Origin of the sequence: Pseudomonas sp. Z3-8 (assembly GCF_051131975.1) — a bacterium.
Taxonomy (GTDB): Bacteria; Pseudomonadota; Gammaproteobacteria; order Pseudomonadales; family Pseudomonadaceae; genus Aquipseudomonas.
The window spans coordinates 816402-831630 of record NZ_CP071643.1; the positions used below are offsets into that span (position 1 = coordinate 816402).

General features: G+C 61.8%; 13 protein-coding genes. 4 read left to right on the forward strand and 9 right to left on the reverse strand.

Annotation, left to right across the window (positions count from 1 at the left end; all coding sequences use genetic code 11):
• Positions 1-11: 11 nt before the first annotated feature.
• The 5 genes from J3P94_RS03835 to J3P94_RS03855 form a co-directional block, all read right to left on the reverse strand.
• On the reverse strand, positions 12-629 hold the full coding sequence (locus tag J3P94_RS03835; protein ID WP_434571486.1) for a hypothetical protein: 618 nt from the start codon (positions 627-629) through the stop codon (positions 12-14).
• Positions 630-718: 89 nt separating this feature from the next.
• On the reverse strand, positions 719-1276 hold the full coding sequence (locus tag J3P94_RS03840; RefSeq protein ID WP_434571488.1) for a cysteine hydrolase family protein: 558 nt from the start codon (positions 1274-1276) through the stop codon (positions 719-721).
• Positions 1277-1408: 132 nt separating this feature from the next.
• Positions 1409-3871, reverse strand: coding sequence for a TonB-dependent siderophore receptor (locus J3P94_RS03845; protein ID WP_434571490.1), 2463 nt, complete (start codon positions 3869-3871; stop codon positions 1409-1411).
• Between the two features lie 85 nt (positions 3872-3956).
• The gene (locus J3P94_RS03850) at positions 3957-4922 is read right to left on the reverse strand and encodes a FecR domain-containing protein (protein ID WP_434571492.1); all 966 of its coding nucleotides are present in this window, start codon (positions 4920-4922) and stop codon (positions 3957-3959) included.
• A complete protein-coding gene (locus J3P94_RS03855) occupies positions 4919-5428 on the reverse strand; it encodes a sigma-70 family RNA polymerase sigma factor (protein ID WP_434571494.1) in 510 nt (169 codons plus the stop codon). The genes J3P94_RS03850 and J3P94_RS03855 overlap by 4 nt, the downstream gene beginning before the upstream one ends.
• Positions 5429-5565: 137 nt before the next feature.
• Here J3P94_RS03855 and J3P94_RS03860 point away from each other — a divergent pair, with 137 nt between their 5' ends.
• From J3P94_RS03860 to J3P94_RS03870, 3 genes are all read left to right on the forward strand, one after another.
• A complete protein-coding gene (locus J3P94_RS03860; RefSeq protein ID WP_434571496.1) occupies positions 5566-6558 on the forward strand; it encodes a GlxA family transcriptional regulator in 993 nt (330 codons plus the stop codon).
• Between the two features lie 198 nt (positions 6559-6756).
• Positions 6757-7866: a DUF3182 family protein gene (locus J3P94_RS03865; protein ID WP_434571498.1), complete on the forward strand. Its 1110-nt coding sequence runs from the start codon at positions 6757-6759 to the stop codon at positions 7864-7866.
• Positions 7856-8614 carry an alpha/beta hydrolase family protein gene (locus tag J3P94_RS03870; RefSeq protein ID WP_434571500.1) on the forward strand — a complete coding sequence of 253 codons (759 nt, stop codon included), beginning with the start codon at positions 7856-7858 and terminating at the stop codon, positions 8612-8614. Before J3P94_RS03865 ends, J3P94_RS03870 begins: the two co-directional genes overlap by 11 nt.
• 131 nt (positions 8615-8745) lie before the next feature.
• On the opposite strand, the gene J3P94_RS03875 is transcribed toward J3P94_RS03870, so the two are convergent.
• From J3P94_RS03875 to J3P94_RS03890, 4 genes are read right to left on the reverse strand one after another with little or no spacing between them, the layout of a single operon-like run.
• Positions 8746-9747 (reverse strand): lysylphosphatidylglycerol synthase domain-containing protein, encoded by a 1002-nt coding sequence (locus J3P94_RS03875; RefSeq protein ID WP_434571502.1) that lies wholly within the window; start codon positions 9745-9747, stop codon positions 8746-8748.
• On the reverse strand, positions 9734-11032 hold the full coding sequence (gene clsB, locus J3P94_RS03880; protein WP_434571504.1) for a cardiolipin synthase ClsB: 1299 nt from the start codon (positions 11030-11032) through the stop codon (positions 9734-9736). The genes J3P94_RS03875 and clsB overlap by 14 nt, the downstream gene beginning before the upstream one ends.
• Complete coding sequence (locus tag J3P94_RS03885) at positions 11029-11841, reverse strand: endonuclease/exonuclease/phosphatase family protein (protein ID WP_305498461.1); 813 nt, start codon at positions 11839-11841, stop codon at positions 11029-11031. The genes clsB and J3P94_RS03885 overlap by 4 nt, the downstream gene beginning before the upstream one ends.
• On the reverse strand, positions 11838-12764 hold the full coding sequence (locus J3P94_RS03890; protein WP_434571505.1) for a DUF72 domain-containing protein: 927 nt from the start codon (positions 12762-12764) through the stop codon (positions 11838-11840). The genes J3P94_RS03885 and J3P94_RS03890 overlap by 4 nt, the downstream gene beginning before the upstream one ends.
• Positions 12765-13079: 315 nt before the next feature.
• Between J3P94_RS03890 and J3P94_RS03895 the strand changes: the two genes are divergently transcribed.
• Complete coding sequence (locus tag J3P94_RS03895) at positions 13080-15167, forward strand: mechanosensitive ion channel family protein (protein ID WP_434571507.1); 2088 nt, start codon at positions 13080-13082, stop codon at positions 15165-15167.
• Positions 15168-15229: the final 62 nt, after the last annotated feature.

Consider the following 15229-nt stretch of genomic DNA (forward strand, 5'->3'; position numbering starts at 1 on the left):
GATCCACCGGCTCACAAGTCAAGATCCAATAATTCCTGCATCCTCTCCCCAATCGACTGCGTCAACCATGTGGCATGGAACTCCATTTCCGCCACTGTGATATCCACCCGAAACCGAAGCGAAATCGGTTTGCCATCGACCCCGGCGTAGCCGACATCAAAGTGGTTCACGTTAGCGAAAGTGCTCAAGGTGTAGGGCTTGATGTAATGGATGTCGCTGTAGGGGATGCATTTCTCGGTGGTTTCCCGGGCAGGACGGCGCTGGGTGAAGGTGAGGCGTTGCTGGCGTTCGTCAAAGCAGAAGCCAAGCACCTTGGGCCTGGAGACGAGCCAGTTGATCGTACAGACGGCCGCGAACGCACTGATGAACATAAGCGCGATAATCAGCGGTTCCAAAATTATCTGCTTGTGAATCGGCGACAGGCCTTCGACCTTGAACAGCATCAGGGTAAACACTGCCAGCCAGTAGGCAGGCAGGGCCAGCAAGATTGCCGCGACGTAGATCATGGTCCCCAGGAATCCCGGCCTGGATACGCCGCTTGAGCAATCCCACGTGGGCGGGTGCCGTGGCGCTGAGGTAGCGATCGGGAAGGGGGATTCGACCAGGCGCGGCGGGCGTCTGCGTTTCATGCGGCTGGCTCTTGGAAAGATATCTGGCCATTCTCGTCGTAACCGCTCACACACGCCTAGTCATTTCCGCTTGCTGTTGATGCCTGCGCCTACGCCTGGTTGCCGCTCAGGAATTGCCCGGTACTCACCACATTCGCATAGGCAAACCCCAGTGCCGACATGAACGCAGCGTGGACATGGGCCGCAGGGACGACGAGGCCGTTGAATTCCAGGTCGCGGCTGGCACAGGCATCATGCACCACCGTGACCTCATAGCCCATGTCAGCGGCAGCGCGGGTAATGCCGTCGATGCACATGTGGCTCATGCTACCAACCACGACCAACCGTTCGATGCCGTGCTGTTCGAGGATCGCTTGCAGTTCGGTTTCGCGAAACGAATTGACGAAGTGCTTGAGCACGACCGGTTCATCGGCGCGGTTGAGTACCTTGGGATGCAACTGCGCACCTTCAGAGCCGGGCGTAAAAAATGGCGCTTCGTCGGAGGTGAATTCGTGACGGATGTGCACGACCTGGTTTCCGGCCTGGCGAAACGCCTCGATCAACCTGGCGGCGTTATCGGCGGCGGTCTCTGCACCGACCAAAGGCCATTTTCCTTGGGGGAAGTAGTCGTTCTGGATATCTACGACGATGAGCGCTTGCTTGGACATGGGGGCTTCCTCGTTTAAGTCAGGATGTGGCGCCAGTATTGGCGTTTGTCCGGGTTTCGAGGATTGGCCGTAACGACAATAAGCGGGGGAAAACTGACAATGCGGCAATGGCGCTGCATTGTCAGGCTCGGTTCACCAGTTATAAGTCAGGCTTGTCGTCATGGTTCGACCATCGCCGTAGTAGCAGTCCCAGTTGCTGGTACAGCGTGCCACGTACTTCTTGTCGGCGAGGTTTTCCACGTTCATGTCGACCTTTACGCCCTTGAGGCCCAGCGGCGATTGGCCAAGGTCGTAGGAGAGGCGCGCGTCGTAAACAGTAAAGGACGGCACATCGAAGGAGGGCGCGGTGGCAGTGCCCGGGTATTCGGTTCCCGGACTGCTGCGCACATAACGGACACCAAGCCCGGCACCGAATCCGGCCAGCGGGGTATCGCCCAGGAACGTGTAGTTGACCCAGGCGGAGGCGGTCAGCGGCGAGATGCCGGCCAGATGGTTGCCTTGGCGGCCATCATTATCCTTGGTGTATTCAATATCGTTGCGCGAGACCGAAGCGATGACGTCCAGTGATTTGTTCAGGCTGGCCTTGCCTTCCAGTTCGATACCCGTCGAGCGCACGGCACCGGTCTGACCGTTGAAGCCCGGGTTGTCCAGGTCGGTGGTCAGCATGTTCTCCTGGTCCAGTTGATAAACGGATAACTGCACAAAGCTCTGCTGTCCTGGCGGCTGGAACTTTAGGCCTATTTCATACTGCTTGCCGGTAGTGGCCTCGAACGGTTTGCCGGACACATCACGGCCGCTGACCGGCTGGAATGACTCGGCATAGCTGATGAACGGAGCCAGGCCGTTGTCGAACAGGTACACCAGGCCGGCGCGTCCGGTGAAGGCACTGTCGCGAACGTTGCTATGGGCACCGCTGACCGGTTCCTTGTTGTCCACTTCGGTCCAGTCGTAGCGGCCACCGAGCACCAGCACCCATTGGTCAAGCTTGATCTGGTCCTGCATGTACAGGCCGGTCTGGGTGATGGTGTTGTCCCATCGATACAGATTGCCGAAGTTGAGCGGTTGCCCATGGACCGGGTTGAAGATGTCGATGATCGGCGGATTGTAGTCGTACAGCCCTTTGAACTTTGAATTGAACCGGTAGTAATCCAGGCCGGTGATCAGCGTGTGTTTCAGCGGGCCACTGTCGAATTCGGCCTGGGCGATATTGTCCACGCCGAAGACCTTGTTGGTCTGCGACCAGTCGACGCCGTAGCGGGTCATGTAGCGTTTGTCGTCGGCGCCGGTGACGGGGTTGTTGACGAAGCGATAGCCATGCAGCGGGGCGGTGTAATGGTCGTCCACCACGGCATAACGAGCGTTTTGCTTCAAGGTCCAGACATCGTCCAGGCGATGGCTCAGCTCATAGCCCAGGGCATATTGGTTGCGCTTGTAGTCATTCACGCCCGGCTCGCCCAGGAAAAGGTCCCGCGAAATCTTGCCGTTGGGGTTGTTGAACACCGTCCCCAGGGCGGGCAATCCTTGCGCTTCCGGAACCGCGTCATCGCGTTGGTACTGGGCGAACAGGGTCAGGCTGGTGTCTTCGTTGGGCAGCCAGGTCAGGCTCGGCGCGAGGAATTGACGTTTCTGCTGGGCATAGTCGATGCTCGAATTGCTGTCGTTGACCAGCCCGGTCAAGCGATACAGCAGCGTGCCTTGCTCATCCAGGGGCCCGCCGATATCCACGCCGACACCCATCTGGTCGTAGCTGCCCGCCTTCAACACCACTTCGTGGACGGGTTCGAGGGTTGGCCGCTTGCTGACCATGTTGACGATGCCGCCAGGCTGGTTCTGACCGTACAGCACCGAGGCCGGTCCTTTGAGCACTTCAATGCGCTCCAGCGAGTACGGTTCGATCTGCAGCGCGCCGCCGGTGCTGCCTCCGCCGTATGGCAAGTGCAGGCCGTCCAGATACAAAGGGACTGGGGTTATGCCGCGAGATGTCGGCTCGTCGAAAATCTTCACCCGGTCGGAGAAGCCGCCGCCAGTGATGCCTGGTGTGTAGCGCAACGCTTGGGTGACGGTTTGGGCGCCTCGGGCCTTGATCTCGTCAGCCGTGACCACGTTGATGGTTTGCGGCACCTCCACCAGGGCGCTGTCGGTCTTGCTGCCCGTGGCGCTGCGCGTGGCGACGATGCCATCGACGGGCCCCCAGGGGGTTTCGCCAAGGTTGCGGGCACCGATCAGTGTGGCGTCCAGTTGCAAGGTTGCGCTGGCGGGTGCGAGCTGCAGAGACCAGGCGTTGCCGCTGTTGACGGCCTGCAAGCCCGAGCCCGCCAATAGACGCTGCAGCGCCCCGGGAATGTTGAATTGCCCGTGGAGCCCCGGCGTGCTCTTGCCGGTGGTCAGTTGCGCGTCCACCGACAGCAACACACCGGCTGTCCTGGCGAATTGGTTCAACGCCTGGTCGAGCTGGCCCGCGGCGATATCGTACTGGCGAACATCATCGATGTTGGCGGGCTCAGCCTGGGCTGTTGCGCAGAATATTGGCGTTGCAGCCAGGGCACCGAGGAACAAACCGTTGCGCAAGAAATGGAGAGGGGCTTGGACGGGCACTGCGATACTCCCTGGCGATAGCAATTGAAGGGTTTCAGAGCTATCCCGTATCAACAGGAAAAACCGACAATGCCCGGCGAAAAAATCACGTGAGACGCTTCACCGTGACCCAATAACGCGTTGCCTGGTGGACACGCACGGGCAGCGAGCGGGCCAGCGCCGCCAGGATGGCGTCGGTGTCGGCCAGAGGAAATACACCGGTGATCAGCAACGGTGCGGCGGCCGGATCGCAGCGCAGGATGCCGGGCCGGTAGCGGCTCAGTTGCGACAGAAACTGACCCAGCGGCTGGCGCTCGGCGATCAGGTGGCCCTCGCTCCAGGCGCCGGCGTTTGGGTCGGTGGCGGTGACGACACCGAGTCGGTCCTGGTCGAACCAGAGACTCTGGCCTCCCACCAGCCTTTGGGCGGCAGCGGCGATAGGCCGTACTTCCAGCATTCCCGTGTAAAGGTCGACTCGGATGCCTTGCTGGGCCTCGGCCACGCAGAAGCGCGTGCCCAGCGCCTGTATCTCGCCTGCCCCGGTCTGCACGATCAACGGCCGCTGGAGGTACTCGGGTTTGTGTCCGGTCTCCAGTAGGATGGCCCCCTTGATCAGGCGAATGCGTCGATGGCTGGCAGAAAAACGCACGTCCACGGCGCTGTCGGTATCCAGGTCCAGGCGCGTGCCGTCCTCCAGCGTCAGCCGACGGATCTCGCCGACCGCCGTGTGTTGATCGGCCAATGCGCCGCGCCAGGGTTTCTGGCTGTGCAGCGAATAACCGGTTGCGCCAGTGACCAGCATCAGCGAAAGCAACTTGAGCATGTCCCGCCGCGAGCGCTGCGGCGCATCCTTGAGCACGGCCTGAGCGCAGTCGCGCGGGACGCGACCCAAGGTCTGCTGCAGATCCTGCAAGCACTGCCAGGCCCTGGCGTGTTCGGCATCGGCGCGCTGCCACAGGACAAAGGCCCGCTGTTGAGCGTCAGTCATCTCGCCGCCCCAATGCAGCATCAGCCACTCGCTCGCCTGTTCGACGACGGCCGGCGAAACCGGAAGCTCGGCGCGGCGATTCATTCTTCGTAGACCGTCTGGTAGCAGGCCAGGATGGCGCGGGTCATGTATTTTTGTACGGAGCTGACGGTGACTTGCAGGCGTTCGGCAATTTGCGCATAGCCCAGGCCTTCGAATTGCGACAGCAGGAAGGCCGTCCGCACATTGCCTGGCATGCGGTCGAGCATCGCGTCGATTCTCTGAAGCGTTTCGAGAATGATTGCTCGTGTCTCCAGGCAAGGCGTCTGGGGTTCGGGCAAATGAGCGATACTTTCAAGGTAGGCCCGTTCGATTCGCTGTCGACGCCACTGATCGATCACCAGGTTGCGGGCGATCTGGGTCAGGTAACTGCGACCTTCCACTACCCCGGGAATACGTCCGGAAACCAGCAGGCGCAGGAATGTGTCTTGCGCGATGTCCGCCGCGTGGTCATGGTTGCCCAGCTTTCGACGCAACCAGGCGTGCAGCCAGCCGTGATGATCGCGGTAGAGTTCATGCAGTTGAGCGTTGCCATTGGAAGTTGCTGACATGACGGGCTCGTCGGAAAGGTGTTAATGATAGGTATTATCATTACACTTTCATTTGGCCTTTGAAAGCCGACCGATGGAACTCTGGTGCGTAGCAGGGATTTGCAACGATTGATTGAAAAAAAGACTGGGAAACTGAAATGGCGCAGGAAAGGGCATTCGTCGAACTCGGCGTGCTGATCTACCCCGGCGCGCAAATGGCCGCGGTGCATGGTTTGACCGATCTGTTCGCCGTGGCGGATGGCATTGCGGCGGAGCATGCCAGTGTGCAGCTGCCGCGGCTACGCGTGAGCCACTGGCAAACGGCGGGCGGAGAAACGCCGTTGCGGGTGTTTGCCAGTGATGCCGGTCCGCACGCGCCATTGGTCGCCTTGTTGATCCCACCGTCCATTGCCGGCTTCAATGAAGCTGTCGCAACACAGACGCTGATGGATTGGCTCCGGGCGCAACACGCTAGCGGCACGGTACTGGGCGGGGTTTGCGTCGGCTCCATCCTGCTGGCTGAAAGCGGTTTGCTGGATGGGCGTAGTGCCACGACCCACTGGACCTCGGCCAAGACCTTTGCGGCACGTTATCCGAAGATCAAGCTCAACGCCGATAAACCCATTGTCGACGACGGCGACCTGATCACCACCGCCGGGCTCATGGCCTGGTCGGAGCTCGGGCTGCGGCTGGTGGACCGCTTGCTCGGCCCCGGCATCGCCACACGCACCGCGCAGTTTCTGGTGATCGAGCACAGCGACAGCGCGAGCCAGTGCGGCAGCAATTTCGCGCCGATCCTGGGTCACGGCGACGCAGCGATCCTGAAGGTCCAGCACTGGCTGCAACGCAGCGGCGCGGTGGATGTTTCCCTTGGCGCGATGGCCGAACAGGCCGGGCTGGAGGAACGCACGTTCCTGCGCCGGTTTCGCGCGGCTACCGGCCTCAAACCCACCGAATACTGTCAGCACCTGCGGGTCGGCAAGGCGCGGGAAATGCTGGAGTACACCAACGGTACCATCGACCACATTGCCTGGACCGTCGGTTATCAGGATCCTTCTGCCTTTCGAGCGACCTTCAAGAAAATCACCGGGCTGGCGCCGAGTGATTACCGGGCAAGGTTCGGGGTGAACCCGAGTGCTGCCAAAAGCTGACACGGAGCCTCTGTGGCTTCAGACTTCGTGCAAATTGCCGGACATCCGCTTCCCGTCGTGCAGAATGAAACAGGCCCGGTGCCACATTATCCGTTCATCCCCCCCGTTTCCTTGACCGTTCGTCCCCCGCCGTGCCGTTGGCCTGATCTCTGCAATCCTTATAGCTACGGCTATTTAGCGCAGTTGAAAGGACAACGCATGACTCAGATCCATCGTGACAAATGTGTAGTGGCCCACTCGGTCAATCCCCAGGCACCCCTGCATGAAGTCGAGACCAATCGGGCGCTGGCGCGCTGGCTGGCGAATATCCTTGGCCTTGAGTTCGGCGGCAGTTACGACAGCCAGCAACACGCCGGGCGGGATCTGTACCTGTTGCCTACGCAAACCCTGATCGGTCCCGAGGCTGCGTTGCGCCTGGGCGTCGAGGGACCGGACGATCTTTGGGGCGGTTACGTCGACCACGATTTCATCTGCACCAAGGCGATTGCCCATGGTCTGTTGAATAAGGATGCGGTCGCGCCGAAGGGCTGGTCACCGCTTTTCGCCAAGCTGACCCGGGGCGTTGTGCTCGACGGCATCAGCGTGTTTTCGCTCAAGGATGCGCGCCAGGCCGCAGAGCATTTGCTCTACGCCGGGCCGATTCGCTTCAAGCCAATCCATGCTTGCGCCGGACGTGGCCAGCGAGTCATCCGGAGCATCGGGCAATTCGATGAGATCGTCGCGGCTCCAGACGCCCAGGCATTGTTCAGCGAGGGAATCGTGCTGGAACAGAATCTCAGTGAGGTCAAGACCCAGAGCGTCGGCCAAAGCTTTATCGACGGCAAGGTCTTGAGCTACTGCGGCGTGCAGCACCTGACCCACGACAACGAAGGGGAAGAGGTCTACGGCGGCTCCGACCTGCTGGTGGCGCAAGGGGGCTACATCGAGCTTCTCGGCCTGGAATTGCCGGACGATGTGCGCGAAGCGGTCCGGCTGGCGCAGGTATTCGATGACGCCGCCAACCAGGCTTTCCCCACGTTCTTTGCTTCGCGGCGCAACTACGACATTGCCCAGGGGACGGATACCGGGGGCCAGCCTCGCGGTGGCGTGCTGGAGCAGTCCTGGCGAATGGGCGGCGCCAGCAGCGCGGAACTGGCTGCCTTGCAGGTGTTCGTCGAGGACCCATCGATCCGCGCGGTTCGCGTGTCCTCAGTCGAAACCTACACCGACCAACCGCTGCCGCCCGGCGCCACGGAGGTTTATCGCGGCGCTGCGGAAAATGGTGATTTCCTACTCAAATATGTAACGGTTCAATCCTATGACGGCTAGAAGCGAGACCATCCAGATTGCGATTGATGATGAACACATGAACGGGACCTTCCTCAGCCCCAAGTCGAAGGTTCCCGGTGTGTTGTTCGTACACGGTTGGGGCGGCAGCCAGGAGCGAGATCTCGAGCGGGCCAAAGGCATCGCCGGCCTGGGCTGCGTGTGCCTGACCTTTGACTTGCGCGGCCACACCGGTGGGGCCGGGATTCCGCTGTCGCGGGTCACGCGCGAGGACAACCTGCGGGACTTGCTGGCGGCCTACGACCGGTTGCTCGCCCACCCGGCCCTGGACACCTCGGCGATTGCGGTGGTCGGTACCAGCTACGGTGGTTACCTGGCCTCGATCCTTACCTCACTGCGACCGGTGCGCTGGCTGGCCCTGCGGGTGCCGGCGCTGTACCGCGACGAGCAGTGGCACACACCCAAGCGCGACCTCGACAAGGCTGACTTGCTCGATTACCGCAGCACCCTGGTGCACGCCGATACCAACCGGGCCTTGCACGCCTGCGCGCAATTCACCGGCGATGTGTTGCTGGTGGAGTCGGAGACGGACGACCATGTGCCCCACGCCACGATCATGAGCTATCGGGCCGCCTGCCAGCAGACTCACTCGTTGACTCATCGGATCATCGATGGCGCCGACCATTCCCTGAGTGACCCCGTGTCACAACAGGCCTACACCTCGATCCTGGTGAGCTGGATCACGGAGATGGTGGTGGGCGAGCGGTTGAGCATCATTCAGGAGCGGTAATCGTGGGGGCTGGCGAGACCTCATCGCGAGCAAGCTCGCTCCCACAATGGAACTGAGTGAACCTAAGCTCATGTCCACCACAAAATTCCTGTGGGAGCGAGCTTGCTCGCGATGAGGCCAGTGCAGCCGCATCACTTGAGCCCAGGCTTGACCCGTAACGCCTTGGCCTTCGCCTCGATCACCAGATACATCACCACGGTAATCAGCAATGGCAGGATGAAGTAGATCGCCCGGTACGCAATCAGTCCCGCGATCAGGCTGCCTCGCGACACTTCATGCTGCAGCAGCGCGACGAACACCGCTTCCAGCACTCCGAGCCCGGCGGGGATATGGGTAATCACCCCGGCGATGCTGCTGATCAACAACACCCCCAGCACCACGGGATAGTCCAGTTTGCTCGGTAGCAAGGTAAAGATCACCGCCGCCATCAGCGACCAGTTCAGCGCGCCCAGTGCCAATTGCAGGACCGCCATGCGCAGGGACGGCAGATTGATTTCCATACCGCGAATCGTCCAGGCCCGGCGCCTGGAGAAACGGCAGGCCGCCAGGTAACCGGCACTGGCCAGCAACAGCAGCACCCCGACGCCTTGCAGCGCATCGCTACTCAGTTTCCAACCCGGCGGCATGGTCACCAAGCCGCTGCTGAACACTACGCCGGCCAGGGTCATATAGCCGAACCAGTTGGTGGCCAGGCTCAGGCCGAGGATCTTGGCGATGTTGCCAGTGCTGACGCCGAGCCGCGAATACAGCCGATAGCGCATGGCGATGCCGCCGACCCAGGCACTGAGATTCAGGTTGAAGGCGTAACTGATCACTCCCACCGGCAGGATCTGCCGCCAGCCGAGTTTCTGCCGGATGTAGGTGCGACCGATCAAGTCGAAGCAGGCGTAGGTGATGAAACTGGTGATCGTCAGCGCGGCGGCGATCAGCAGCGTGCGCAGCTTGAAATCCGCCAGGGTGGCGAATACTTCGGACCAGTCGATGCGGCGCGCCAACGCGGTGAACAGCACAATCAGCAGCAGGAAAAAAGCCAGCGTCAGCGGGCGTTTCCAGCGGCTCCAGCGCGACTTCGGCTTGGCCTGTTCCGGCGCCTGGGCGTCTCTCGGCGCGGTGTGCGCTTCAGAGTGGTTCATGGGGTTCGCTCCGGACCGCCGTCGGCGGTGAAAAAGGTTTCAGACGCGGTTTATGGGCCGGCAGCCATCCGGCCCAGGCCGGGAAGTGACGCAGGAAGTGGAACACCATGAAACCGATGGTCATGCGCCAGAGCAGCCCGCGCGGCGCGTGGTTCTCGGGCATGATGGTGCAATGGGTGCGGCTCAAGTGATCGAGGCGGTCGAACAGCTCGCGGTTGAACGCACGGTCGCGGATCAGCACGTTGGCTTCCAGGTTCAGGGACAGGCTCAACGGGTCGAGGTTGCTCGAGCCGACGGTACTCCAGTCCTCATCCACCAGGGCGACCTTGCCGTGCAGCGGCCGCTCGCAATATTCATAGATCGTCACGCCGGCCTTGAGCAGATAGTCGTAGAGCATCCGCGCGGCAAGCTTGGCGATCATCATGTCCGGTTGCCCCTGCAGGATCAGCCGCACCTCCACGCCACGCCGGGCGGCGTTGCGGATCTCGCGCAGCAACCGGTAGCCGGGGAAGAAATAGGCATTGGCGATCACTACCCGCCGCTGGGCGCTGCGCAGCACTTGCAGGTAGACCTCCTCGATGTCGGTCTGGTGCTCGTGGTTGTCGCGATAGACCAGGCGCACCTGGCCGTCATGATCATTGAACGCCAATTCGGTGCGACGGCTGCGGCGACGTTGCCACCAGTATTTGGCCCGAGCCGGCCGCCCGGTCTGGAGCAGCGCAAAATGGTGGATATCCACCACCGCCGGGCCCTTGATCTCCACGGAGTAATCCTGCTTGGCCTCGGGGCCGAAGTCGCCCAGGTGGTCGGCGGAGAAATTGATCCCGCCGATAAATGCGATCACACCGTCCACCACGACGATCTTGCGGTGCAGGCGGCGGAACCAGTTGGTGCGTATGCCCAGGTGCCTCGGAGCCGGGTCGAACATCTGCAGGCGCACCCCGGCCTCGCTCAACGACGCGAGAAACCCGGTGGTCAGTTCGCCGCAACCGAAACCGTCGAGATTGACGGTAATACGCACTCCACGCTTGGCCGCATCCACCAGCAGGTCGCGCAGTTCAAAGCCGACCTTGTCCTCGAACAGAATGAAAGTCTCCAGGAGAATTTCTTCCTGGGCACGGCGAATTGCCTCGAAAACCCGTGGGAAATATTCCTCGCCATTTTCCAGCAGCGTGACACGGTTGTTGCCGTGCCAGCCGTATTCGATATCGTTCAGCGCCGGGTTGCTCTCGGTCGGCGGGACCTCGATCTTTTCCACCGTTGCCTTGTTCATCGTCGCGCTCATAATTCGATCTCCACCGACAGCGGTGCGTGGTCGGAAAGGTGCGACCAGGGACGTACATTCAATACTTTGGCGTGATGGGCCTTGAGGTTGCGCACGTAGATGCGGTCCAGGCGCAGGATCGGCAGGCGTGCCGGAAAACTGCGGGCCGGCTTGCCCCATTGTTCGGCGAACACTTCCCGCAGGCCGCAGGGGGCGAGCAGGTCATTGGCCTTGCCGCGCCAATCGTTGAAGTCACCGGCGACAATCACTGGCGCTTCAGGCGGCAGCTCACTCAGGCGCTGGCAAAGCAGTTTCAGTTGCTCGACGCGATGACCTTCGCGCAACCCCAGATGCACACAGATCGCATGCACGTCCTGGCCTTCGCCACCCGGCAGACGCAGCACGCTGTGGAGCATGCCGCGGCTTTCATGGCCGCTGATGGAGACGTCGAGGTTCTCGTGGCGAATGATCTGGAATTTCGACAGCAACGCGTTGCCATGGTCCCCCGCCGGGTATACCGCATTGCGCCCGTAGGCGAACTGCGGCCAGAGGGTATCGGCGAGGAACTCGTATTGCGGGATGCTTGGCCAATTGCTGTAGCGCTGGGGGTGGTGCTCGTGGGTGCCATGCACTTCTTGCAGGAACACCACGTCGGCAGAAACGCTGCGCACGGCTTCGCGCAGTTCCGGCAGGATGAAACGCCGGTTCAGGGCGGTGAACCCCTTGTGTGTATTGACCGTCAGGACGGTGAAGCGGCTGACCCGTTCGAAATCCCGCAACGATTGCTGGGTCGGGTCACGGGTGGCTTCGCTGGATTCTGGCGTAGTCATGGCAATACCCCTTCGGCCGGGCGCACGCCGGGAGCGGTGGCGAGATGCTTGTCCAGGTCGAAGCGCTCCAGCAGGTGGCGCGCGTCATACGGCGCGCGGACTTTGATGTCGTTGTCGAAATAACAGAACACTTCCCGGCTCTTGCGCGACCGGGGTTTCTTTTTCGGATCGATCAGGTGGGCGTCACTCGGCTGAGTGCCGTGGCTCCAGGCTTCGATCCGGTCGCCCCAGCGCTTCAGCGCCTCGTCGGTATAGCCGCTGGCGTACAGCTCTTCGGCGCCGTGCAGGCGCAGATAGACGAAATCGCTGGTGACGTCCTCGCGATACGGCCATTTTCCGGCGGTATCCGCCACCACCAAGGCGACGTCGTAACGTTTGAGCAGGGCGACGAAGCGTGGATCGATAAAGCTCTCATGACGGATTTCGACGGCATGGCGCAGCGCACGCTTCTTGTCGGTCGTTGTGCTGGCATGGCCGTCCAGACGCGGTTCGTGCTCGCGCGCCAGCGCGGCGGCGGCTTCGGTGTCGTGGGGCAGTTGCTTGAGGAAGTCTTCGAACAGCTCGGGGTCGAATTTGAAGCTCGGCGGAAACTGCCAGAGGATGGCCCCGAGTTTTTCCTTGAGCTCCAGCACCCCGGAGGCGAAGAAGTTCGCCAGCGGCTTGTGGATGTCCCGCAGGCGCTTGATGTGGGTGATGAACCTTGGCGCCTTGACGCTGAAGACGAAGTCGTCCGGCGTCTCGGCGTGCCACTGGGCATAACGTTCGGGACGTTGCAGGGCGTAGAACGATCCATTGATTTCGATGCTGTTGACCGCGCGAGAGGCGAATTGCAGTTCCCGCTTCTGAGCCAGCCCCTTGGGGTAGAAATCCCCCCGCCAAGGCGTGTAGCGCCAACCGGAAATGCCAATGTGGATCGCCGTCATGTATCCCTCCCGTGCCAATGACCTCGTACCGCCTGTGTCTTTTGATGACCGCCGCGCGGGCTGGAAAGTTTCGCCGGCCTTACCGACGGAAGGGGCTGAGCGGGTTCTGTGGCGAGGGAGCTTGCTCCCGCTGGCCTGCGCAGCAGGCCCATGCATTCATCCTGACGTGACGAGGTACCCAGGTTTCAGGGCCGCTACGCGCCCCAGCGGGAGCAAGCTCCCTCGCCACCAAGTTTTGTATTGGCCTTGCGAGCGAACTTGCCGGCCCGATGTTGATCAGTTCCTTACCGACCCCGTGCAAAGGAGCCCCGCGTTTTGTCTCGATTGAGCACCGTATTGCTGTTGGTCCTGCTGACGCTGACCGGCACCAGCGCCTACGGGACCGCCGCTGTCCCTGGCGCCTCCAATCCCAGTGAGGCCCCCGCCGAGCCCGAACCGCTGGTGCAGGGCGGTTTGCTGGGCGCGATCAGTTCGAGCATCGATGACGTCCAGGACAAGCTCGACCTTAACCAGAGCCTGGTGGACGCCTGGCGCCTGCGGGCGGACCGCGCGGCGGACGAAGTCGATCGCCTGGTGGACCAGACGTCCCGTTCCACATGGCGCGTGGCGGGGGATTTCCTGCTGCTCTCGGGCGTATGGCTGGGGACGTTTGCGCTGATATGGACCGCTGCGCGATTGCTGGTGCGCCGCTTGCGCCGGCGTCGCTGGCTACGCACCCGCCAGCGGGTGCTGGACGTGCTCGGCTATGTGCTGCCCTATACCTTGCCGGCCGTGGCCTGCCTGCCGCTGACCCTCTACGTCAGCCACTTCCTGCAAGTCTCGGTCGGCCGCGCCCTGGCGCTGTGTTTCGCCTACGCCACCAGCAGCGGTATTTTTTCCACGTCGGTGCTGCTCTGCGTGATCGTGATGTTCAACGCCGGGCACAAACGGCGAGCGGTGGCGATGCTTCGTCGTTTCACCCCGCGGCCGTTGTTCCTGATCGGCTTCCTGGCCGCCCTCAGCGATGCACTGACCAGCCCGCAGATCGCCCGGCAACTGGGCGGCAATATCACCAGCAGCGTTGCGGTGTTCACCGGGCTGTCGGCGTCTATGATCTTTGGCTGGCTGGTGATCCATATGCGCCGGCCGGTGGCCCACCTGATCCGCAACCGACCGTTGGCCCAGCGCTTGAAACAGCCGGCGTTGCAGGAGTCCTTGCGGATTTTTTCCGGTCTCTGGTACTGGCCGATCCTGCTGATGGTGCTGGTGTCGGCGGTGAGCCTGATCGGCGTCGGCGAAGACAACCAGAAAGCCCTGCGTTGCGCCCTGTTCACCACCATCCTGTTGATCGCGATGGTGTTCCTCAGCACCATATTCCAACATGTCTTCAAGTCGCCCAAGGCCGAAGCCATCCAGCGTAACAGCGCCTACAAGGGACGACTGTTGAGCTTGCTGCACGCCTTGGTGCGCATCGTCATGGCGGTGGCGTTCATTGAAATCCTCGGGCGGATCTGGGGGATTTCCCTGTTCGAATTCGCTTCGCGCAACGCCGTGGGCCGGGCGATCAGTGATTCCTTGAGCCGCATCGGCCTGATCTTCCTGATGACCTGGCTGACCTGGGTGGTGCTCGACACGGCGATCCAGGAGGCTCTCAAGCCGCCGCTCAACAAGCGTGGCGCGCGTCAGCCCAGCACGCGGGTCAAGACCATCCTGCCGCTGCTGCGCAACGCCGCCAAAATCATCCTGGTGGTGATCTGCGCGATCACCACCATGGCCAACCTGGGCATCAACGTTGCGCCGTTGCTGGCTGGTGCCGGGGTGGTGGGGCTGGCGATCGGTTTTGGTTCGCAGCAACTGGTACAGGACGTGATCACCGGGTTGTTCATCATCATCGAAGACACGCTGTCCATCGGTGACTGGGTGGTACTCAGCTCCGGCCACGCCGGCACCGTCGAAGGCCTGACCATCCGCACCCTGCGCCTGCGCGACGGCAAGGGGTTTGTGCATTCGGTGCCGTTCGGGCAGATCAAGGCCGTGACCAACCAGTCCCGGCAATTCGCCTTTGCGTTTTTCTCGGTGCAGTTCACCTACGACACCGATGTGGACCGTGCCATTGAATTGATCCGCGAGGCCGGCGATTCGATTTCCGAAGACCCGTTCCTCAAGTTCAACCTGCAAGGGCCGCTGGATGTGTTCGGCGTGGACAAGATGGACCTCAACGGGCTGGTGCTCACTGCCCAGTTCCGCACTGTGTCAGGCGGGCAGTATGCGGTGAGCCGGGCGTTCAACCAGCGGCTCAAGAAGCTTGTGGATAACGAACCGTCGGTGCATTTTGCGCAGACTTATCCACAGCAGGTGGTGATGCCGAAGCGGTTGGCCGAGGAGCCGAAGGCAGGGAATGAACAGCCTGATCAAGCTCAATGATGTGGTAAAGCGGAGTGCCTCTTCGCGAGCAGGCTCGCTCCCACATTGGATTTGCGGTGAAT